The sequence below is a fragment of the Aliishimia ponticola genome (assembly GCF_004803475.1).
GTDB classification, from domain to species: domain Bacteria; phylum Pseudomonadota; class Alphaproteobacteria; order Rhodobacterales; family Rhodobacteraceae; genus Aliishimia; species Aliishimia ponticola.
This window is the reverse complement of sequence record NZ_SRKY01000006.1, coordinates 24,995-45,769: the sequence shown is the minus strand read 5'-3', so window position 1 is coordinate 45,769 and position 20,775 is coordinate 24,995. Positions and strand designations below refer to the sequence as shown.

Genomic DNA, 20,775 nt, shown 5'->3' with positions numbered 1-20,775 from the left:
GTATCAGTATAAAGCGCGGCCTCGCAGGGGCAAGCGGGTGCCAGCGGCAAAACCGTGTGCCGGAACGGGGCGAGCTGCGATCGGGTATGTTGCACCAGCGCAGAGGGCGCTAGATTGCCCAGCATGGATTCGGTGGAATATTACAGTGCCCTCGCGGCGCTGGCTTGGCAGGTGGAGCTTGGGGCGACCGAAGCGGTGCTGGACGCGCCGGTCGATCGCTATGCGCTGGCCGCGAAACCGGCAAAGCCAGCGACAGCAGGCGCCGCAGCAGCGGATGCCGCGGCCACACCGGCCCTCAAACCGGCAGAGCCCGATCCCGTGGTCGAAGCCCGCAAAGCCGCGCAAGGCGCTGCGGATCTGGCCGCGCTGCGTCAGGCTTTGGCCGATTTCCCCCATTGCGATCTGCGTCACGGGGCGCGCAACCTTGTCTTCTCGGATGGGGTGGCAGGCGCGCCGCTGATGATTGTGGGCGAAGCGCCGGGCCGCGACGAGGACCGGCAGGGCAAACCCTTCGTGGGCCGGGCCGGGCAACTTCTTGACCGGATGCTGGCAGCCATCGCGCGGGACCGCGCCCGCGATGTCTATATCACCAACGTGCTGCCATGGCGTCCCCCACAGAACCGTGACCCAAGGCCGGACGAGATCGCCATGATGCAGCCGTTCTTGCAGCGCCATATCGAACTGGCCGCGCCGAAGCTGTTGATCGTGATGGGAAATATCTCGTGCCAGGCCTTGCTTGGGCGGCGTGGGATCACCCGCTTGCGCGGCAATTGGGAAGAGGTTCAGGGCCTGCCGGCAATGCCGATGTTCCACCCGGCCTATCTGCTGCGCACGCCCTCCGCCAAGCGCGAGGCATGGGCGGACCTTCTGCAAATCCGCGCAAAACTGGAGAAAACATGAGCCGCATCGACGACAGCAAGACTTTCATCCCGGTGCGGATCGCGGTGCTGACCGTCAGCGACACGCGCAGCGCCGGGGATGACCGCTCTGGCGATACGCTGGTGGCCCGGATCGAGGCGGCAGGCCACCGTCTTGCCGCCCGCGCCATCATCCGCGATGAGCGCGACGCCATCGCAGCCCAACTGCGGGACTGGATCGCGGACGCGGATGTGGATGTCGTGATTTCGACCGGCGGGACAGGGCTGACCGGGCGCGATGTGACGGTCGAAGCCCATCGCGACGTCTATGAAAAAGAGATCGACGCCTTCGGGACGGTCTTCACGATCGTGTCAATGCAGAAGATCGGAACCTCTGCCGTACAAAGCCGCGCGACGGCGGGGGTCGCGGGGGGAACCTATCTTTTTGCACTGCCGGGCAGCCCCGGTGCCTGCAAGGATGCGTGGGATGAAATCCTGCAATATCAATTGGATTACCGCCACCGACCCTGCAACTTCGTTGAGATCATGCCGCGTCTTGACGAGCATCAGCGCAGAAAATGATCGATCGGTGCGACGGAAATACGCGGCTGGTCCGTTCAATCCTCTAAGCATTTGGAAAATCCGGCAAAGAGTTTATCTTTAGTCTACGCGATTTCCGTCGAAAGGGCATGACGTATGCGATTCTTGCGCCAATCGGTGATGGGGCTATTTCTGGCGGCGATGACTCTTGGTCTTTTGGGCTATGCGGCCAATATGGTGCGCGGCGCGGTCTTGGCGCGGATGGCCTCGGAAGATCGGGCCCCCGCGCAGCGGGAGCGAGTCTTTGCCGTGGCGGTGCAGACCGCGGTGCCGGGCCGCGAAACGCCGGTTCTCGAAGCCTTTGGCGAGGTGCGCGCGAAACGCACGCTTGAACTGCGGGCAGCCGCTTCGGGCCGCATCGTCGAAATGTCGGACAGCTTTGCCGAGGGCGGCGTGGTGTCCGAGGGCGAAGTGCTGCTGCGGCTCGATCCCAGCGATGCGGAATCGGCGCGTGATGCTGTGGCCGCCGATTTGTCGGATGCCGAAGCTGAAGTGCGCGATGCCGAAGCGGCGCTGCTGCTGGCCAAGGACGAATTGGCCGCGGCCCTCGAACAAGCGGAACTGCGGACACGCGCTCTGCAACGTCAACAGGATTTGGCCGCACGCGGGGTTGGCACCGCTGCCGCCGTGGAAACGGCAGAGCTTGCGGATTCCGCCGCGCGCCAGATGGTTTTGGCCAGCCGTCAGGCGGTCACGCAATCGCAGGCGCGGATCGCGCAATCTGCAACGCGGCTCAAACGCTCCCAACTTATTCTGCAAGACGCCGAACGGCGAGTTGTGGACACGATCGTGACGGCGCCCTTCGCAGGCAGCCTCAGCGGCGTCTCCCTGACCCTTGGGCGCCTTGTTTCGGACAACGAACAGCTGGCCACGCTGATCGACCCTGCCGCGCTGGAAGTCTCTTTCCGGCTGTCCACGGCGCAATATGTCCGGCTGCTTGATGACGATGGGCGCTTGCCGAACCTGCCGATCAAGGCGCGGCTTGACGTGGCCGGGGTGGACCTGGTCGCAACAGGTCGTGTGCTGCGCGACAGTGCCGCCGTGGGCGAAGCGGAATCCGGGCGGCTGGTCTTTGCGGCGCTGGACGGCGCGCGCGGGTTCAAGCCCGGCGATTTCGTGACCGTTTCCGTGGAAGAGCCGCCGATCGACCGGGTGGTGCGCTTGCCGGCCTCTGCCTTTGACGGTTCCGGGACTGTGCTTGCGGTCAATGACGACAACCGGCTTGAGGCGCTGGATGCCCAGCTAGTCCGCCGCCAAGGCAATGACGTGCTTCTGCGCGGGCCAGAGCTTGCGGGGCGCCGGATCGTGACGACGCGCACGCCTTTGCTTGGCCCCGGTATCGCGGTGCGCCCGCTGGAGGGCGAGGCGCAGACCCCCGACGCCCCCGACATGGTTGAACTGACCGAAGAGAGGCGCGCCAAGCTGGTCGCGTTCGTCGAGGCGAACCAACGTATGCCCGACGATGTGAAAGCGCGCGTGCTGCTGCGTTTGTCTGAACCGCAGGTGCCGGCGCAGATGATCGAACGCCTTGAAAGCCGCATGGGCAGCTAGGAGATACCCCGATGAAAGCCACTCGCCCGATCCGAGACCTGCCCGGCGCTGCAGGCGGGTTGCTTTCCTACTTCACACGTCACGGAACGGCGGCGAACCTGCTGCTGCTTGTGCTGCTGCTGGCGGGTCTGTTTGCCGTGCCCAACATGCGTGCGCAGTTCTTCCCCGATGTGGTGATCGACAGTGTGACGGTCTCTGCCGAATGGGACGGGGCCGGGGCGGAAGACGTGGATGCGGGAATCGTGCAGGTTCTTGAACCCGCGCTGCTGGCGGTCGAAGGGGTGGAAAGCACGACCAGCACCTCCACCGAGGGGCGCGCCACCATCCTGATGGAGTTCGAGCCGGGCTGGGACATGGCCCGCGCGGCCGATGACGTTGAATCGGCGGTGGATGCCGTCACGACCCTGCCCGAAGAGATCGACGCGCCCACTGTCAGCCGTGGTGTGTGGCGCGACAGGGTTACGGATGTGGTGATCTCTGGCCCGGTGTCGGCGGATCAGATCGCGCTTTATGCCGACGAGCTGGTCTCGCGTCTGTTTCAGGCCGGGGTGACGCGCACCACGATCCGGGGCGTTGCCGCGCCGCAGGTCATCGTCGAAGTGCCGACCGTGCAGCTGATGTCCTATGACGTGACGATGGCCGAAATCGCGGCGGCCATTGCGGCGGAAGTCGATGCCAACCCTGCGGGCGATGTAACCGGGGCCAATGCGCGGGTGCGCACCGGGTCGGCCAAACGCTCTGTCGATGAGATTGCGGGCATCGTCCTGCGTACCCGTGCCGATGGCTCCACCGTGACGATCGGTGATGTGGCGACGATCCGCAGCGAAGGCGCGGCGCGCGAACGCAGCTATTTCGTGGGCGCGAACGCGGCGATTTCCCTGCGGGTGGACCGCGCGCAGAACGGTGACGCGATTGAAATGCAGCACCGTGTTGAGGATGTCGTGGCCGAATTGCAGGCGACCATGCCGCAAGGTGTCACCGCGCAACTGATCCGCACGCGGGCCGAAGCGATCAGTGGGCGGCTTGATATTCTGGTCGATAACGGCCTGATGGGGCTGGTTCTGGTGGTTGCGCTGCTGTTCCTGTTCCTGAACGCGCGCACGGCATTCTGGGTGGCGGCGGGCATTCCGGTGGCGATGCTGGCAGCGGTCGCGCTGATGTATGTGGCCGGGCTGACCATCAACATGATTTCACTGTTCGGGCTGATCATCACGCTGGGCATCGTTGTGGATGACGCGATCGTGGTGGGCGAACATGCCGACGCACGGGCGCAGCGCTACAAGGAAGATCCGGTCACGGCCTCTGAACGCGCGGCGCAGCGTATGGCGATGCCCGTCTTCGCGGCGACGATCACAACGGTCATCGCCTTCTTCGGGCTGACCTTCGTTGAAGGCCGCTTTGGCGATCTGATCAAGGATATTCCCTTCACCGTTATCGCCGTGCTGGCAGCCAGCTTGATCGAATGTTTCCTGATCCTGCCGAACCACATGTCCCATGCGCTGCGCACCGAGGTGCCCAAGCCGTCCCGTACCCGGATAGGTATGGCGTTGCTGTCGGTTGCGGGTGTTGTCGGGGCGTTCACGCTGGCGGGATGGTATCTGCTGCATGGCTCCACATGGGATGGAATTCTCGGCGCAGTGCCGGCGGTGCTGGGCGCTTGGGCCATTGTCGCCGCGGTGTTCATGATCTTGCCGCGCCCGCGCAAACTGGCGGTGCTGGATGCGATGGGCCGCGAAGGGATCGATCTGCCGTCGCATGTGGTCAATGGCGGCTTCGTCTGGGTTCGCGAACGCCTGTTCCGCCCCTTGATGGCGGGCGTGATCTGGGCGCGCTACGTGGTTCTGGCCGGGGTATTCCTCGTACTGGCCTCGCAAGTGACGCTGTTCATTGACCAGAAGGTGCAATGGCGCTTCTTCAACGCGCCCGAGCGCGGGTCGGTCACAGGCAATTTCGTGATGGCGGAAGGTGCCGTGCGCGCCGATTCCATCGCCATGATGCGTGAATTGCAGCGCGCGACAGAAGAACTGGCGAACGAGTATGGCGAACGTTACGGGCGCAACCCGGTCGATTTCGTGCTGGCAGAGGTTGGCGGCAATGCCGGGCGTGGCCTTGCCGGGACCGACACCAAGGACGCCGACCAGTTGGGCGGGATTTCCATCGAACTGATCGACGCGGATTTGCGGCCCTATTCCAGCTTCCAATTCGTGGGCGAGTTGCAGGACCGCGTCGCGCAGCATCCGCTGGTCGAACAGCTCAGCTTCCGGAGTTGGCGGTCCGGCCCCGGCGGCGACGCGCTGGATGTGCAGTTCTTCGGCTCTGACGCCGAGGTGCTGAAAGGCGCGGCGGAAGACCTGAAAGAGGCGCTGGCCCGGTTCCCCGAAGTCAGCGCGGTCGAGGACAACCTTGCCTATGACAAGGAAGAACTGATCCTGCAATTGACGCCGCAGGGGCAGGCGCTGGGCTTTACCGTGGCTGATCTTTCCTCGATGTTGCGCAACCGACTGGCCGGGATCGAAGCGGCGACCTATCCCGCCGGACCGCGCAGCGGTGAAATCCGGGTGGAGCTTCCCGAAGGCGAGTTGACCGCCGATTTCCTGCAACGCACGCAGATGCGCAGCGGCGATGGCATGTATGTGCCCTTGGCCGATATCGTCAGCGTGCAAAGCCGCACGGGCTTTTCCACCGTCAAGCGCGAGAACGGCTTGCGGCTGATTTCGGTGACGGGCGATATTTCCGAAGACGATCCGGCCCGCGCCACGGAAATTCAGGCCTTGCTGCAAGACGAGATCCTCCCCCAGATCGCGCAGGAACGTCAGGTCGAATGGCGGCTGTCAGGGCTGAGCGAGCAGGAAAGCCAGTTCCTGGCCGAGGCGGGCGCGGGCTTTGTGATGTGTCTTGTGGGTATTTACCTCGCGCTGGCCTGGGTTTTCGCAAGCTGGACACGGCCTGTCGTGGTGATGGCGATCATTCCCTTCGGTCTCGTCGGGACGATCTATGGCCATTACGTCTGGGAAGTCCCGCTCAGCATGTTCACCGTGGTCGGCCTGATCGGCATGACCGGGATCATCATCAACGACTCCATCGTTCTTGTGACGACCATCGACCAGTACCGGGAAGAACGCGGGTTGTTCCCGTCGATCATCGATGGGGCGGCGGATCGGCTGCGACCGGTGCTGTTGACGACGCTGACGACCGTATTGGGCCTTGTGCCGCTGCTTTACGAAGGCTCGCGGCAGGCGCAGTTCCTCAAGCCGACAGTCATCACGCTGGTCTATGGTCTTGGCTTCGGGATGCTGCTGGTTCTGCTTGTCGTTCCCGCGCTGATCGCGTTGCAGCATGATGTGGGCCAATTGGTCCGGTCGATGCGCAAGGCTGCCTTTGCGCGCCGGGCGTGGGGCCTGCGCGCGCTGGTCATGGGCTTGTGGGTGGCGGTTCTGGCGTGGGGGGCTGCGACGATGGGCGCTGTTATCGGGCTCGGCCAATTGCCCGCTGGGCTTGTGCAACTGCTGCCGCAAAGCGTGCCAGCCGATGCGCCTGCGGTGGCGCTTGCGCTGTTCATTCTGGGGGCGGCAGTGCTGTGTCTGGTGGGATATGCGGCGGGCGCGCTTTTCTATGCCATCACTTCAAACGGGCGGCGCGCGGCCTGATATCCCCGCGCCCGTATCACGTCCCGAATTGTCTGGCGTGTCGCTGGCGGGCTGGTCAGCCCGTGCATCCCTGAATATCGACCGCATGTCCGGCGCTGATCACGGTGATGCGCAGACCGGACCGATCCACCGCCAAAGGCGCGCCGGTTTGCTGGATCATCTCGGCCCGGACGGTCAGAACCTGACCGGAGCGGCTTGTACTTGGCTCGGACACCCAGATCGACGGGTCTTGCGCCTCGATCACGGCTTCTTCGGCGGAGCCAGCGGCAGGCATGGTGATCGTGGCTTTCACTTCCAGCCCGTCAGCCGTTGGTGACAGGGCGCAAATTGCACTGCGCACGCCGGCTTCCTGCGCGGAAAAGGGTAGGGCGGCCAGTGCCGCGACAATCTCTGGGCTGCGCTCGGACTCTGCGCTGGGCAGCGTGGAATCGATGCGGATCGTGGCGGGCATGCAAATGTCGGCGCAAACGCCAAGATCGACCCGGCCCTTCAGGCGGATATCCTTGCCCGCGCTTTTGGGGGACAGCGTCAGTGGCAGAACGACCCTTTCGGCATAGCCCACAGACCGCATCCCCGATTGCCAGAACACGCGGGGCGTCGGCCAATGCACATGCACGCCGGACAGGTTGCGCGCGCCATTCCAGGTGAATTCAGGCGGGATCCCGGCATCGCCCGGACTGCGCCAATAGGTTTTCCAGCCCGGTGCCAGCGTCAGTTCCAGCCCGGCCATGCGCGTTCCATCCGCCTGCTGCCACCCGGTGATGACCCGGTGCGACAGGATTCCCGCGGTCGGATCGCCCGCAATGCCCATGGATGCGGCAGAAAACGACAGGATGGCTGACATAAGGCTGGCTTTAAACATACCGCTTAATTGGGCGATCAGCGGGTAAATGCCAAGTCACGTCCACGCGAGACATATGTCATCCATTCCGCGCTTGATTGATGCAGCGCGAGGGTGGATGCTGCCAAGGTATAAAGGAAAGCAGGAAATTTGCAGGACGAACCTCTCGAATTGACAGGTGCCTTGCTTATCGCGATGCCCGGCATGACGGATTTTCGGTTCAGCCAATCCGTTGTCTATATGTGCGACCATTCCGCCAAGGGCGCGATGGGGTTGATCATCAACAAACCTGCGATCGACGTGTCCTTCACCGACCTGTTGGAGCAGTTGGAGATCGAGCAAACCGTGAATACCGGCGATGTCGGTGTCTATTTCGGCGGGCCGGTCGAAACGGGACGCGGGTTCGTGCTGCATTCGAGCGAATACGAATCCGATCTTCGGACCCTGCGGGTGGATAACGGAATCGCCCTGACCCCGACGCTGGATATCCTTGAAGACATCGCCATGGGCGAGGGGCCGTCGCGCGTGATGATGATGCTGGGATATGCCGGATGGGGGCCGGGGCAGCTGGAAAAAGAGATCGCGGAGAATGGCTGGCTGACCTGTGACGGCACGCCCGATCTGGTCTTTGACACCGCCAATACCCGCAAATGGGGGCGGGCTTTGGAACGGCTGGGTATCAATCCGGCGCTTTTGTCGGCCGAGGCGGGGAACGCCTGAGCGTCAGTCGCGCGGCGCGGCGGCGCGGCGCAGACGGTCATTGATGGCGCGTCCCAGCCCGATCTCGGGCACCGGGGCGACGGCGATGGGCTTTCCCATGGCATCCAGACGGTGCAAATGGCCGAAGAGATTGGCTGCGGCCTCTGCCAGATCACCGGTCGGCGACAGCGATACATCACCGGCAACGGGGCCAAACCCCAGCAGCACTTCGCCGGGACGCGCGGTTGTCGCATCCAGCCGGACAGACGCGCCGGGGGCATAGTGTGACGCCAATTGGCCGGGCGCGGAAATCGCACCCTCTGCGGTGCCAAGCGATTGGCCCAGAACGGCTTCTACCTCTTCCACGGCCAAGCCGCCGGGCCGCAGCAGGCGCGGCGTATCCGTCAGCCCGACAATGGTGCTTTCGACCCCGACCGTGCAGGGGCCGTCATCCAGCACGGCGGCGATCCGCCCCGACAGCCCGTCCAGCACATGCTGCGCGGTGGTCGGGCTGATCCGCCCGGACGGGTTGGCCGAAGGCGCGGCGACCGGCCCCCCAAAGGTCTTGAGCAGCGCATGGGCGGCGGGATGCGCGGGCACCCGGATCGCCAGCGTCGGCAGGCCGGCGGTGACCAATTCGGAAATCCCGTGGCCTTCGCGCAGCGGCAGTACCAGCGTCAGCGGACCGGGCCAGAACGATTCGGCCAGGCGCTGTGCGGTGTCGCTCCAGGTAACATAGGTTTTGGCCTGCTCGGCGCTGGCCACATGCACGATCAGCGGGTTGAAACTGGGCCGCCCCTTGGCCTCGTAAATCGCGGCGACGGCACGTCCGTTGCGCGCGTCTGCGCCCAGCCCATAGACCGTTTCGGTGGGGAATGCGACGAGATGACCCTCGCCCAGCAACGCAGCGGCCTTCTGTAACCCTGCATTGTCAGCTATGAGGTGGATGCTATCCATATGTGCTATGGTGACGCCGCGTTTTGGTTGATCGGGACACGCCCGGGCCGCATGGTCCGGAACGGGTTCTGCTTCATTAGAGCCCGCGCCAGGCAAAGCCAAGCGCCAGACCGACGGAGTACCAGATGCCGTTTCGTGCCCCAGTTGAAGAATACAACTTTCTTCTGTCCAATGTGGTCAACCTTTCCCAAGTGAACGCCACGGGCAGATTCTCCGACGCGGGGCCGGATATGGTGACGGCGATCCTGTCCGAAGCGGGTCGCATGTGCGACGACGTTCTGGCCCCGTTGCAGCGCCCCGGCGATCTGCATCCCGCGCGGTTGGAAAACGGGGTCGTGCGGACCTCGCCCGGGTTCGATGACGGCTTTCGCGCCATCGCGGAAGGCGGATGGATCGGCATGGCTGCGAACCCCGAATATGGCGGGATGGGCCTGCCGCTGACGCTGGCCCACGCCGTGAACGAGATGATGAGCGCCGCCTGCATGTCTCTGCAGCTGGCCCCGCTGATGAGCCAGGGCCAGATCGAGGCGCTGGAGCATCACGCCAGCGACGAGATCAAGGCGCTTTACCTGCCCAAGCTGATTTCCGGCGAGTGGACCGGCACGATGAACCTGACCGAGCCGCAGGCTGGCTCCGCCGTTGGGGCGCTGCGGTCCAAGGCCGAAGACAATGGCGACGGCACCTATTCGATCACCGGCCAGAAAATCTATATCTCGTGGGGCGATAACGATTTTGCCGAGAATGTCTGCCATTTGGTACTGGCCCGCATTCCCGGTGCCCCCGCAGGGACGAAGGGGATCAGCCTGTTCCTGGTTCCGAAATTCCTGCCGGACGAAAACGGCAAGCCGGGTGTGGCCAATGGGGTCAAGGTCGTCAGTCTGGAACACAAGATGGGCCTGCATGGCTCGCCGACCTGCGTGATGTCCTATGAGAACGCCAAGGGCTGGATGGTCGGGCCGGAAAACGGCGGCATGGCGGCGATGTTCACGATGATGAACAACGCGCGGCTTGGCGTTGGCGGGCAAGGCATCGGTGTGGCCGAAGGGGCCTATCAGCACGCGCTGTCCTATGCGCTGGACCGCAAGCAGGGCCGGTCGATGGAAGATGGCGGCACCGGCACCATTCTCGATCACGCCGATGTACGGCGGATGCTGATGCACATGAAGGCCGATACATTCGCAGCCCGCGCCATTGGGCTGTCCTGCGCGGTGGCGATCGACATGGCCGAAGCCACCGGCGATGATTGGTGGACAGCCCGCGCCGCGCTGTTGACCCCGGTGGCCAAGGCGTTCGGCACCGATATCGGGAACGAAGTCGCTGCCATCGGCATTCAGGTGCATGGCGGCATGGGCTTTGTCGAGGAAACCGGCGCCGCGCAATATGCGCGCGATGTACGGGTCACGACGATCTACGAGGGCACCAACGGCATTCAGGCGATGGACCTTGTGGCGCGCAAGATGATGGATCAGGGCGACGCGGCCTTCCGCCTGTTCGACGAGATCGAGGAAGCCGCCGAACTGTCGCGTTGCAAGCTGCCGGACCTGACCGAATCCGTCTGGCAGGCCACCGAAGAGCTGCGCGAGACAACCGAATGGCTGATCGACCGCAACCACCGCGTTCGTTTCGCCGGGGCGGTTCCCTATCTGCGTGCCTTTGCCCGTGTGCTGGGCGGCCATCTGCATTTGCAGGCGGCCTTGGTCGAACAGGGCGGCCCGCGCGAAAAGCTGGCGCGTTTCTATATCCGCCGTCTCCTGCCAGAGCATCAGTCGCTTCTGGTGCAGGCCCGGTCCGGCGATTTCGACGTGTTCGGTCTGTCGCCCGAGGAATTCAGCGCATGACATCGCATCACCGGAACCAACGAAAAGGGCGATAATGCCAGACGATCAGGCCAGCAGCGGCATCCGCTATCCTTGGGAGACCCCTCCAGAGCATGGAGAAGCGATTGAAGTCGCGCCCGGCGTGCTGTGGACCCGTCTGCCGTTGCCGATGAAGCTCGACCATGTGAATGTTTTCGCGCTGGATGACGGCGATGGCTGGACGGTGATCGACACCGGATTCTCTTCTGGCAAGACCCGCGACATCTGGGACGCGTTCATGGCAGGGCCGCTGGGCGGAAAGCCCGTGCGGCGCGTTATCGTCACCCACCATCACCCCGATCACGTCGGGCTGGCAGGGTGGTTCCAGTCGGTGCATGGCGCGGAACTGGTGACGACGCGGACCGCGTGGCTCATGTCGCGGATGTTGCTTCTGGACGAACAGGATACGCTGCCGCCCGAAACGGTGGCGTTCTACAAAAGCACGGGCATGGCGCCGGACATCCTTGAAAAGCGCGTGTCCGAACGGCCCTTCAACTTTTCCGATATATTGTGGCCCATGCCCTTGGGCTACACCCGTATTCAGCAAGGCGACACCATCGAAATCGGCGGCCGCAGCTGGGATGTGCATATGGGCAACGGCCACGCGCCCGAGCACGCGACATTCTGGAGCCGGGATGACAACCTCGTTCTGGGCGGCGATCAGCTTTTGCCGTCGATCAGCCCCAATATCGGCGTTTATGTCACCGAACCGATGGCCGACCCCATTGGCGACTGGCTGGAAAGCTGCGAGCGTCTGGCCCCGCTCGCGCGGGCCGATCACCTCGTTCTGGGCGGGCACAAGCTGCCCTTCACCGGCCTGCCCACGCGGATGCGGCAACTGATCGAAAACCACCATTCTGCGCTGCGCCGCCTATTGGAGTATATCGACACGCCGAAAACCGCGGCGGAGTGTTTTTCGCCCCTGTTCAAGCGCAAGATCGGACCGGCGGAATACGGTTTGGCACTGGTGGAGGCGGTCGCCCATCTGAGCCACCTTTACCAGGTGGGGCAGGCCGTGCGCACGCGGCGCGACGATGGCGCTTGGCTTTACCAAAAGGCCACATGACGCGCTGCCTCACCTTGCCGTGATTGCAGGGTGCGCCGCGCCGGGGAATCAGTCACTCTGCGCGAGGTAACAGGTCAGGCAAGTTCCTGGAGGAGACCGCCGATGGATGACGAGATCAAGACAACCGCTGAACATGCCGAGGCAGAGCAGCTTCCCAAGCGCTATGAGGTGCATACCGAAGCCGCGACCCCGGATGGGGAACAGCCCGTGCCGGCAAAGGTGGCGAAATCGGCCAAGGCGAAAAGCCCTGCCCAATGGGCCTATGAGCGGATCGCCATGTATATTCAGGAATTCGAAAAGCAGCTTGATGGCGAACATGAAATCGCCATGGGTTTCACCGGCGGCGATGCGGGCGTGCTGCGGATCGAGGGCATGGGATATTTCGACCCCGACATCGTGACCTTCTATGGCAGCGACCCGTCCGGGGTGCGCACGCAGATGATCCAGCATGTCACGCAGTTGAATGTGATTCTGCGCGCCCTTCCGCGCCGCGTCAACGAGACAGAGCCGATGCGCATCGGCTTTCGGCTGGCGCAGGATCTGGAGAAGGAAACAACATGAACTGCGCCGATTTGGCCTCGTGACAGGTCGGGCGAAATCCGCTAAATGCGGGATCGAATTGAGAGTTACGCGCGAAAAGGGGAACACCCATGGCCGATCACAAGCACGGTGAAATGGATATCCGGGACCAAGAGAAGACCTTCGAAGGCTTCATGAATTTTACGCAATGGTCGATCATTGCGATTCTGTTGTTCCTCATCTTCCTTGCGGTTTTCGCGACCTGAGGACGAAGAACTCTCTGACCGGGGTCTAGGTATGTTGCGATTGATCTTCGGGTGCTGTGCGCTCGTTTTGCTGGCGGCGTGTGGCGGCGGTGGGGTTGGTTCCCCTCCGGCGGATAAAGTGGCGATTGTCGCTTATAAGGACGCCGGCCCGCCCAAGCTGACTTTGATCACTGTCATCAACAACAATACCGGCGGCGGCGGACACGCGGCGCTGATGATTTCGGGAAGCCAGCGGGTGATTTTTGATCCGGCAGGCTCGTTCCGGCCCGATTGGGTCGCGGAATATGGCGATGTGCTCTACGGGATCACACCGCGCAACCTTCAGGCGTATAAAAGCGCCCATGCGCGGAATTCGCACCATGTGGTGCTGCACGAATTGCCGGTTTCCGCGCAAACGGCCAATCTGGCACTGCGCCTCGTCGAAGAACGCGGCAGCGTGCCCTCCGCCTTCTGCGCCAACTCGATCTCGACCATCTTGGGGCAATTGCCCGGGTTGGAGGACATCAAGGTGACCTTCTATCCCGAGAAACTGATGGGCCAGTTCGCGGCCAAGGGCGCGGTCGTCGTCGACCAGTATTACGAGGATGACGACGGCAATGTCGTCGATGGCTATACGGTCGCGGTGGCGGAATAAGCCTGCCGTCCGGCACCGTCAAAGCCGCGTCAGAATACCGTCAGCAACACGTAAAGTGACAGCGCCCCGCCCGCCACGGCCAGCGCGACGTTCTTGGTGAAATATCCCAATAGGAAGGCCGCTGCCGCCGCGATCATATAGGACGGGTGCGGCACGCCATCATTGCCCGCAGGCCAGACCACCAGTGGCGCGACCAAGGCAGGCAAGATCGCCACGGCGGTATAACGCAGATGCCGCAGCAGCCATGGCGGCAATGGGCGGTCGCCGACAAAGCCCAGAAAGAGAAAGCGGATCAGGAAGCTGCCCAGACCCAGACCGATGATGATGATCCATAGCTGAAGCGTGCCGGTCATTTCGCCCGCCCTTCCATGAAGACCTCGGTCCGCGCGCCGGCAACCATGCCCGCGCAACCGCCAAGCAGCAGGCCCAGATTGTAAGGCAGACCTGCGGCCAGCAAGGACACGGTCAGCCCGGTTGCCGCGGCCGCCATATGGGCCGGGGTGCGCAGCAGCGGTCCGATCATGGCCAGAAACGCCAGCGGCATGATGAATTCGATATTCCAGCTTGTCGGGATTTGCTTGCCGATCACCGCGCCCACAAGGGTGAACACGTACCAAAGCGGGCAGACGGGTGCGACTGTTCCGAAGAAATAGGCCAGCTTCTGGTTCAGCGGCAGTTCCGGCTCATCCTCATATTTCGCGATGGACAGCGCGTAAGCCTGATCGACAAGGAAATAGGCCGCCAGCGCGCGCCACCAGAACGGCACGGCCCCAAGATGCGGCGTGATCGACGCCGAATACATCGCCATGCGCAGGTTCACGGCCAGCGCAGATGCCAAGATGATGATCGTCGGCGCGTTCTCTTCCATCAGTTGCAGCGCGGCGAACTGTGCCGCCCCGGCAATGACGACAACGGAAAAGGCCAGTGTTTCGAAGACGTTCAGCCCCGCTTCGGTTGCGAGCACGCCAAACAGGATGGCGAAAGGGCCCGCCACGACAATGAAGGGGAGCGCGTCGCGAAAACCGGCCCAGAAGGCAGATTTGGGAGTGGAGAATGGCACGGGAAGTCCTTAGCTTGACCCGGAATCTGTAGCCGCAAGGGGAGGGAGACGCAATTGGCCTCGGCAAAGGACGACACTGGTTACGTCATCGCACCCGACCCGGCGCGCGCAGGGCTGTCGCGGCAAGTGACCGGCGTGGATCAAACCGGTGCGACGCAGGATGTCCGCGTGGTGGAGGAACGTCCGCTGACGATCTTTCTCAACTCCCGCGAGATCGTCACGGCGATGACCATTGGTGACTACCCGGAATACCTCGCGCTTGGCTTTCTGCGCAATCAGGGGATGCTGCTGGCAGGCGATGAGGTGTCGGGCATCGACTATGACGAGGAACTCGAAACCGTCGTGGTGCGCACGGCGCAGGAAACCAGCCACGAGGAAAAGCTGAAGAAAAAGACGCGCACCAGCGGCTGCGCTGTCGGCACTGTTTTCGGTGACATGATGGAGGGGCTGGAAGGGCTCGTACTGCCGCAGGCAGAGGTGCGGACCTCTTGGCTGTATGCGCTGGCGCACAAGATCAACACCACACCTTCGCTCTATCTTGAGGCCGGCGCGATCCATGGCACCGTGCTGTGCCAGCGCGACCGCCCGCTCGTCTATATGGAAGATGTTGGCCGTCATAACGCGGTGGACAAGATCGCGGGCTGGATGTGGTCGGAAGGCGCGGACCCGGCGGACAAGATCCTTTACACCACCGGGCGCCTGACATCCGAAATGGTGATCAAAACCGCGCTGATGGGCATTCCCGTGCTGGCCTCGCGGTCTGGCTTTACCGCGTGGGGCGTGGAAATCGCCCGGCAGGTCGGCCTGACGGTTGTGGGCCGGATGCGCGGCCAGCGCTTCATGTGCCTGAGTGGCGAGGACAGGTTGGTGTGGGATGCGGACCCTGGCGCGGTCCCGGCAGAGGATCGCAAGCACCGCCGGAAGGGGGGCGCGTGAAACAACCTTTGGGCGTTATTCTGGCGGGCGGTCTGGCCACGCGCATGGGCGGCGGTGACAAGGGGCTGCTGACCCTTGGCGGGCAGTCGATCCTGTCGCATGTCCTGGACCGCTTGACGCCGCAAGTGGCGGGTCTGGCCCTGAATGCGAATGGTGATCCGGCGCGGTTCGCGCGCTTTGGCCTGCCGGTGCTGCCCGACACGATAGATGGGTTCGCTGGACCGTTGGCAGGCGTTCTGGCCGGGCTGGACTGGGCGGCGGAGCAAGGGGCGGAGACCATCGTCACCGTGGCCGCTGACACGCCGTTCTTTCCCTGCGATCTGGTGCCGCGCTTGATGCTGGCGTCAGAAGGGCAGGCGCATCCGTTGGTCCTTGCGGCGACCAAGGGCGATGCGCAGACGAAATCCAAATCGTCATCCGGGCTGATCCGCCACCCGACCTTCGGCCTGTGGCCTGTCGCGCTGCGGGACGATCTGCGTGCGGCTTTGCAGGATGGGTTGCGCAAGGTCGTGATCTGGACGGACAAGCATGACGGTCGGCTGGCGGAGTTTCCTGTCACCGACCCGGACCCGTTCTTCAACGTGAACACGCCCGAAGACCTCGAAACGGCGGCGCGCTGGGCATGAAGATCTGGGGCATCACCGGCTGGAAGAACACTGGCAAGACCGGGGTGACAGAACGGCTCGTGGCCGAGTTCTGCGCGCGCGGGCTGACAGTGTCCACCATCAAACATGCGCATCACAGCGCCGATATCGACACGCCCGGCACCGATAGTTTCCGGCACCGCGACGCAGGCGCGTCCCAGGTGCTGCTTGCCACGCCCCATCGCGTCGCCTTGATGCAAGAGCTGCGCGGCGCGCCTGAACCGCCCCTGACCGATCTGATCGCGCGGTTGACGCCCGTCGATCTGGTGCTGATCGAAGGGTACAAAAGCGCGGCGCATCCCAAGGTCGAAACCCATCGCGCCGCTGCGGGCCAACCCTTGCTTGCGCCCGGCGATCCGACGATCCGGGCCATTGCGTCGGACACGGGCTTGCAAAGTGACCGCCCGGTTCTTGATCTGGACGATACCAAGGCGATTGCCGATTTCATCGCGGGGGAGTTGGGCCTGTGAGACGTTTCGACACGGTTATCGTCGTGGACTGGTCCGGCGGCAACGATACCGGCGCCGCCCCGCGCAAAGATGCGATCTGGGTCTGCGCCGCGCAATCGGGCCAGGCCGAAGACCCGGTCTATCTGCGCAACCGACAGGATGCGGAAACATGGCTGTCGGGACGGATCGCGCAAGAGCGCCAAAAGGGGCACCGGGTGCTTGTCGGGTTCGATTTCGCCTTTGCCTATCCCAGCGGGTTTGCCGAGGCGCTTCTTGGGTCGGATGACCCCGTGAACCCGTTGGACGTCTGGGCGCATCTGGCCGACGCGATTGCCGACATGCCAGAGCGGAACAACCGCTTTGACCTCGCCGGGGATATCAATCGCGGGCTGGGGCAGGGCAAGGGGCCGTTTTGGGGCAATGCCCTGCAACGTGACATCGTGGGCTTGCCGCGCACGAAGCAGGATTATGCAAATCCCTTCCCCGAAAGGCGCACCTGCGAGGCGCGGGCCAAGGGCAGCTTTACCTGCTGGCAATTGGCCGGGGCCGGTGCCGTCGGAAGTCAGACCTTGATGGGCCTGCCGGTGCTGCACAGATTGCGCGAACGCTTCGGCATGGACGTGACCGTGTGGCCGTTTGAGCCCTTGGGCGGACCGGTCGCCTTTGTCGAGATTTGGCCATCGCTTGTTCTGGGCAGCGCCCCCGATGGGGAAATCCGCGACGCGTGGCAAGTGCGCGAAATGGCGATCCGCATTTCGGCCCTGTCGGCAGAGGCGCTGCGCCAGATTACAACGATCGAGTCGCCGGAGGCCCGGCGAGAAGGGTGGATATTCGGGCTTGGCCACGAGGAGTTGCTTCAGCAGACACCATTGGTGCCGCCGCCCCTGCGCAATGACTGTTTTGCGCTGCCTGCGGGGGTCGACTGGATTCCGGTGGATGACGCCATCGCTCATCTGCGCGCCGCCGTCTCGGTACAGGCGACCGAGATCACCGATGCGGTGCTGCACGAAGCGGTGGGCCGCGTGCTGGCAGAGGATGTACAGGCGCGCACCGCGAACCCGCCCTATCCGAACACGGCCGTTGACGGCTATGGCTTCGCGGGTGCCATGCCGGAAGGGCCGCATGTGTTGCCCTTGGTCCAGACGCGGGCGGCGGCAGGCGATGCCCCGACGCCGGTGCCGGCCGGACATGCGGTGCGTATCCTGACCGGGGCGGTACTGCCCGCCGGTGTGGAAACCGTCGTGCTGCAAGAGGACGTGACAAGCGATGGCAACAGCGTCGCGTTCAACGGACCGATCCGGCAGGGCGCGAACACGCGCAAGGCGGGGGAGGATGTGCAGGCCGGGGAGACAATCCTGACGGCAGGCCGGGTGCTGACACCGGCGGATATCGCTTTGGCGGCGGCGACGGGGCATCCCTATCTGCCGGTCCGGCGCAAGCTGCGGGTCGGCGTGATCTCCACCGGGAGCGAGCTGCGCGAGCCGGGCACGCAGAACATGGCTCCCGGGCTGATCCATGATGCGAACCGGCCCATGCTGCTGACACTGCTGGCCGAATGGGGCTTTGAGCCCGTCGATCTGGGAACGGTGGAAGATGACCGGGAGCGGCTTCGCGCCCGGTTCGACGAAGGCGCTTCCAGAACGGACGCGATCCTGACCAGCGGCGGCGCCTCTGCCGGGGATGAGGACCACGTATCCGCGCTGCTGCGCGCGGCGGGCGCGATGCAGATGTGGCGCATTGCGGTCAAGCCGGGCCGCCCCCTGGCGCTGGGCATGTGGGACGGTGTTCCGGTATTCGGCCTGCCCGGAAATCCGGTGGCCGCGCTGGTCTGCGCCTTTATCTTCGCCCGGCCTGCGCTGGGCGTGATGGCGGGGCGGTCATGGCAGCCGCCGCAAGCCTACGACCTGCCTGCGCGCTTTTCCAAGACCAAGAAACCGGGCCGCCGCGAATACCTGCGGGCGCGGGTGCGCGATGGCGGGGTCGAGGTGTTTTCCTCCGAAGGATCGGGGCGCATCAGCGGGCTGAGCTGGGCCGAGGGGCTGGTCGAATTGCCCGATGGCGCGGCAGAAGTGCGGCCGGGCGATCCGGTCCGCTACCTTCCGTTCCGGTCCTGATCCTCAGCCAGCGGCGCTGCCGATAGCGTGGTCAATCGCGCCGGACAGCTTGTCCACCAGCTCGTCGATTTCTGCGTCCGAGATGATGAAGGGAGGGGCGAGCAGCACGTGATCGCCGTTCTTGCCGTCACGCGTGCCTGACATCGGATAGCAGATCAGACCGGCCTCGAAAGCGGCGGCCTTCACCTTGCCCGCCAAGCCATGCTCTGGCGCGAAGGGCTGCTTAATCTCCCGGTCCTGCACCAGTTCGATCCCCTGAAACATCCCGCGTCCGCGCAGATCACCCACATGCGGGTGCTGGCCCAAACGCTCTGTCAGGGCGGCGCTTAACCTGTCGCCTTGCCATGCCGCGCGCGCCACCAGATCGTCGCGCAACAGCTTTCGCACGACGGCGCGACCTGCCGCCGTGGCGACCGGGTGGCCCAGATAGGTGTGCCCATGCTGGAAAAAGCCGGAGCCGTCCTTGATCGCGTCATAGATCGCGCCGGTACACAACATCGCGCCGATCGGTTGGTATCCGGCCCCAAGCCCCTTGGCGATACACAGGATGTCAGGCGTGACGCCATCGGCCTCGCACGCGAAAAGATGCCCGGTACGGCCCATGCCGCACATGACCTCATCCAGAATCAGAAGCACACCATAGGTATCGCAAATCTCGCGGATGCGTTTGAAATAGCCGTCGACCGCCGGAACCGCGCCCAAGGTCGCACCGACCACCGGTTCGGCCATGAAGGCCATCACGCTGTCCGGGCCGAGCCGCAGGATCGTGTCCTCAAGCTCTTGCGCCGCGCGCAGACCATAGGCTTCGGCACTCTCATCCTCGGCGCGCAGCATGTATTCATAGCAGGGCGCGATATGGTGCACATCCATCAAAAGCGGCGCGAATTGCGCCCGCCGCCACGCATTGCCGCCCGCCGCCAGCGCCCCCAGCGTGTTGCCGTGATAGCTTTGCTGACGTGCGATCACATGGCGCCGCTGGGGTTGCCCGGTCTCAACGAAATATTGCCGCGCCAGTTTAAGCGCCGCTTCCGTCGCCTCTGACCCGCCGGACACGAAGTAGACCCGGTTGAGATCGCCCGGCGCGTGTTCGGCCAACAGATCGGCCAGTTCCTCCGCCGGGTCCGAGGTGAAGAAGCCCGTATGGGCAAAGGCAAGCTGTGCGGTCTGCTCTTGCACCGCCGCGATGATCTCTGCGTCGCCATGGCCAAGACAGGACACCGCCGCCCCGCCGGACCCGTCCAGATAGGCTTTTCCGTCCGCATCATAAAGATAACATCCCGCGCCTCTGACGGCGGTGGGTGGCGGTTTATGTGTGTGGCGCGGGAAAACGTGGCTCATGGTTCGTCTCCTAAGCTGTCGCGCAACGCGCGCACGGATGATGCCATATCAGGCCACGGCGTTCCATCCGGGCCGATATGTGCGTTCTCAAACCCTACACGCAGATCACCGCCAAGACGGGCCGCTGCCCGCAGGCAATCATGTTCGCGGCGGCCAAAGGCGCAGAGCATCCAGCGTCCAACAGGGGGCAGCGCAGCGAGAAAGGCGGGCAGGTCATCAGGGTCCGATACCATCCCCTTGGTGTAGCGCCCGAGGACAAGGATCACCGAGGCATCGCCGCCCAGAATACCAGTATCCTGCAACCCCGAAAGCAGCGCCGCGTCCTGCGCATCATAAAGGATATGCTGGACCTCGATCCGGTGATCGGCGCAGAAGGCATAAACCTCGCGCGCGAGGCCGGGATCGGTAGCCATTTCGCGCACGGACAGGGTCGTCCAGTCGGGGACCAGCGCTTGCAGGGTGGCGAATTGCTGGGCGGGGGTAAACTGTCCGGCGGCTTCGGTTGTGACCTGCACACGCATCTGCGGCACGGCCTCTGCCAGCGCGTCCAGCGCCGCACGGTACAGGCCCGGATCGAGGCTATGCGCGCCCGCCGCATCCCGCACATGCAGATGGAGCGCATCCGCCCCCGCCGCATGGCACGCGCGGGCGCAGGCCACGGTTTCGGGCAGCGTGATCGGCAGTTCCGGGTGGTCGTCCTTTGTCTTGCGGGCCCCGTTCGGGGCGGCCATCAGCAACATG

General features: G+C 64.1%; 20 protein-coding genes. 14 read left to right on the top strand and 6 right to left on the bottom strand.

Features of this window, described 5'->3' with window-relative positions; all coding sequences use genetic code 11:
• The first annotated feature begins 123 nt into the window (after nucleotides 1–123).
• The 4 genes from E4Z66_RS18290 (at nucleotide 124) to E4Z66_RS18275 (ending at nucleotide 6,655) form a co-directional block, all read left to right on the top strand.
• Nucleotides 124–900, top strand: a complete 777-nt coding sequence (locus E4Z66_RS18290; protein WP_136464531.1) for a uracil-DNA glycosylase — start codon at nucleotides 124–126, stop codon at nucleotides 898–900.
• Nucleotides 897–1,439 (top strand): molybdenum cofactor biosynthesis protein B, encoded by a 543-nt coding sequence (gene moaB / locus E4Z66_RS18285; protein WP_136464530.1) that lies wholly within the window; start codon nucleotides 897–899, stop codon nucleotides 1,437–1,439. The genes E4Z66_RS18290 and moaB overlap by 4 nt, the downstream gene beginning before the upstream one ends.
• A 114-nt stretch (nucleotides 1,440–1,553) precedes the next feature.
• Nucleotides 1,554–3,008 (top strand): efflux RND transporter periplasmic adaptor subunit, encoded by a 1,455-nt coding sequence (locus E4Z66_RS18280; RefSeq protein WP_136464529.1) that lies wholly within the window; start codon nucleotides 1,554–1,556, stop codon nucleotides 3,006–3,008.
• Between the two features lie 11 nt (nucleotides 3,009–3,019).
• Complete coding sequence (locus E4Z66_RS18275; RefSeq protein WP_136464528.1) at nucleotides 3,020–6,655, top strand: efflux RND transporter permease subunit; 3,636 nt, start codon at nucleotides 3,020–3,022, stop codon at nucleotides 6,653–6,655.
• A 55-nt stretch (nucleotides 6,656–6,710) separates the two neighbouring features.
• Here E4Z66_RS18275 and E4Z66_RS18270 read toward each other — a convergent pair whose 3' ends face one another.
• Nucleotides 6,711–7,517 carry a protein-disulfide reductase DsbD domain-containing protein gene (locus E4Z66_RS18270; RefSeq protein ID WP_246036082.1) on the bottom strand — a complete coding sequence of 269 codons (807 nt, stop codon included), beginning with the start codon at nucleotides 7,515–7,517 and terminating at the stop codon, nucleotides 6,711–6,713.
• 129 nt (nucleotides 7,518–7,646) lie between these two features.
• Here E4Z66_RS18270 and E4Z66_RS18265 point away from each other — a divergent pair, with 129 nt between their 5' ends.
• A complete protein-coding gene (locus tag E4Z66_RS18265; protein ID WP_281276238.1) occupies nucleotides 7,647–8,216 on the top strand; it encodes a YqgE/AlgH family protein in 570 nt (189 codons plus the stop codon).
• A 3-nt stretch (nucleotides 8,217–8,219) separates the two neighbouring features.
• Here the strand turns inward: E4Z66_RS18265 and E4Z66_RS18260 are convergent, their stop codons facing one another.
• Complete coding sequence (locus tag E4Z66_RS18260) at nucleotides 8,220–9,152, bottom strand: L-threonylcarbamoyladenylate synthase (RefSeq protein WP_136464527.1); 933 nt, start codon at nucleotides 9,150–9,152, stop codon at nucleotides 8,220–8,222.
• Between the two features lie 125 nt (nucleotides 9,153–9,277).
• Here E4Z66_RS18260 and E4Z66_RS18255 point away from each other — a divergent pair, with 125 nt between their 5' ends.
• The 5 genes from E4Z66_RS18255 to E4Z66_RS18235 all read left to right on the top strand — a co-directional run bounded on the left by E4Z66_RS18255 (nucleotide 9,278) and on the right by E4Z66_RS18235 (nucleotide 13,493).
• Complete coding sequence (locus tag E4Z66_RS18255; protein WP_136464526.1) at nucleotides 9,278–10,990, top strand: acyl-CoA dehydrogenase family protein; 1,713 nt, start codon at nucleotides 9,278–9,280, stop codon at nucleotides 10,988–10,990.
• Nucleotides 10,991–11,024: 34 nt separating this feature from the next.
• Entirely contained in the window at nucleotides 11,025–12,074 is a 1,050-nt protein-coding gene (locus E4Z66_RS18250) for an MBL fold metallo-hydrolase (RefSeq protein WP_136464525.1), read from the top strand.
• 102 nt (nucleotides 12,075–12,176) lie between these two features.
• A complete protein-coding gene (locus E4Z66_RS18245) occupies nucleotides 12,177–12,635 on the top strand; it encodes a DUF6173 family protein (RefSeq protein WP_136464524.1) in 459 nt (152 codons plus the stop codon).
• An 89-nt stretch (nucleotides 12,636–12,724) separates the two neighbouring features.
• Nucleotides 12,725–12,859, top strand: a complete 135-nt coding sequence (locus E4Z66_RS18240) for an aa3-type cytochrome c oxidase subunit IV (protein ID WP_136464522.1) — start codon at nucleotides 12,725–12,727, stop codon at nucleotides 12,857–12,859.
• 118 nt (nucleotides 12,860–12,977) lie between these two features.
• Nucleotides 12,978–13,493: a hypothetical protein gene (locus E4Z66_RS18235; protein WP_246036080.1), complete on the top strand. Its 516-nt coding sequence runs from the start codon at nucleotides 12,978–12,980 to the stop codon at nucleotides 13,491–13,493.
• 29 nt (nucleotides 13,494–13,522) lie between these two features.
• Here E4Z66_RS18235 and E4Z66_RS18230 read toward each other — a convergent pair whose 3' ends face one another.
• Nucleotides 13,523–13,846, bottom strand: coding sequence for an AzlD domain-containing protein (locus E4Z66_RS18230; protein WP_136464518.1), 324 nt, complete (start codon nucleotides 13,844–13,846; stop codon nucleotides 13,523–13,525).
• The gene (locus E4Z66_RS18225) at nucleotides 13,843–14,553 is read right to left on the bottom strand and encodes an AzlC family ABC transporter permease (protein WP_136464517.1); all 711 of its coding nucleotides are present in this window, start codon (nucleotides 14,551–14,553) and stop codon (nucleotides 13,843–13,845) included. Before E4Z66_RS18225 ends, E4Z66_RS18230 begins: the two co-directional genes overlap by 4 nt.
• 54 nt (nucleotides 14,554–14,607) lie before the next feature.
• Here E4Z66_RS18225 and E4Z66_RS18220 point away from each other — a divergent pair, with 54 nt between their 5' ends.
• From E4Z66_RS18220 to E4Z66_RS18205, 4 genes are read left to right on the top strand one after another with little or no spacing between them, the layout of a single operon-like run.
• On the top strand, nucleotides 14,608–15,489 hold the full coding sequence (locus E4Z66_RS18220; RefSeq protein ID WP_136464515.1) for a formate dehydrogenase accessory sulfurtransferase FdhD: 882 nt from the start codon (nucleotides 14,608–14,610) through the stop codon (nucleotides 15,487–15,489).
• On the top strand, nucleotides 15,486–16,115 hold the full coding sequence (mobA, locus tag E4Z66_RS18215; RefSeq protein ID WP_136464514.1) for a molybdenum cofactor guanylyltransferase MobA: 630 nt from the start codon (nucleotides 15,486–15,488) through the stop codon (nucleotides 16,113–16,115). Before E4Z66_RS18220 ends, mobA begins: the two co-directional genes overlap by 4 nt.
• Nucleotides 16,112–16,603, top strand: coding sequence for a molybdopterin-guanine dinucleotide biosynthesis protein B (gene mobB, locus E4Z66_RS18210; RefSeq protein ID WP_136464512.1), 492 nt, complete (start codon nucleotides 16,112–16,114; stop codon nucleotides 16,601–16,603). Before mobA ends, mobB begins: the two co-directional genes overlap by 4 nt.
• Nucleotides 16,600–18,696 (top strand): molybdopterin-binding protein, encoded by a 2,097-nt coding sequence (locus tag E4Z66_RS18205; RefSeq protein ID WP_136464511.1) that lies wholly within the window; start codon nucleotides 16,600–16,602, stop codon nucleotides 18,694–18,696. Before mobB ends, E4Z66_RS18205 begins: the two co-directional genes overlap by 4 nt.
• A gap of 3 nt (nucleotides 18,697–18,699) precedes the next feature.
• On the opposite strand, the gene E4Z66_RS18200 is transcribed toward E4Z66_RS18205, so the two are convergent.
• Both E4Z66_RS18200 and E4Z66_RS18195 read right to left on the bottom strand, forming a co-directional pair.
• Nucleotides 18,700–20,034 (bottom strand): aspartate aminotransferase family protein, encoded by a 1,335-nt coding sequence (locus E4Z66_RS18200; RefSeq protein WP_136464509.1) that lies wholly within the window; start codon nucleotides 20,032–20,034, stop codon nucleotides 18,700–18,702.
• Nucleotides 20,031–20,774, bottom strand: a complete 744-nt coding sequence (locus E4Z66_RS18195; RefSeq protein WP_136464507.1) for a beta-keto acid cleavage family enzyme — start codon at nucleotides 20,772–20,774, stop codon at nucleotides 20,031–20,033. The genes E4Z66_RS18200 and E4Z66_RS18195 overlap by 4 nt, the downstream gene beginning before the upstream one ends.
• Nucleotide 20,775 lies beyond the last annotated feature (1 nt).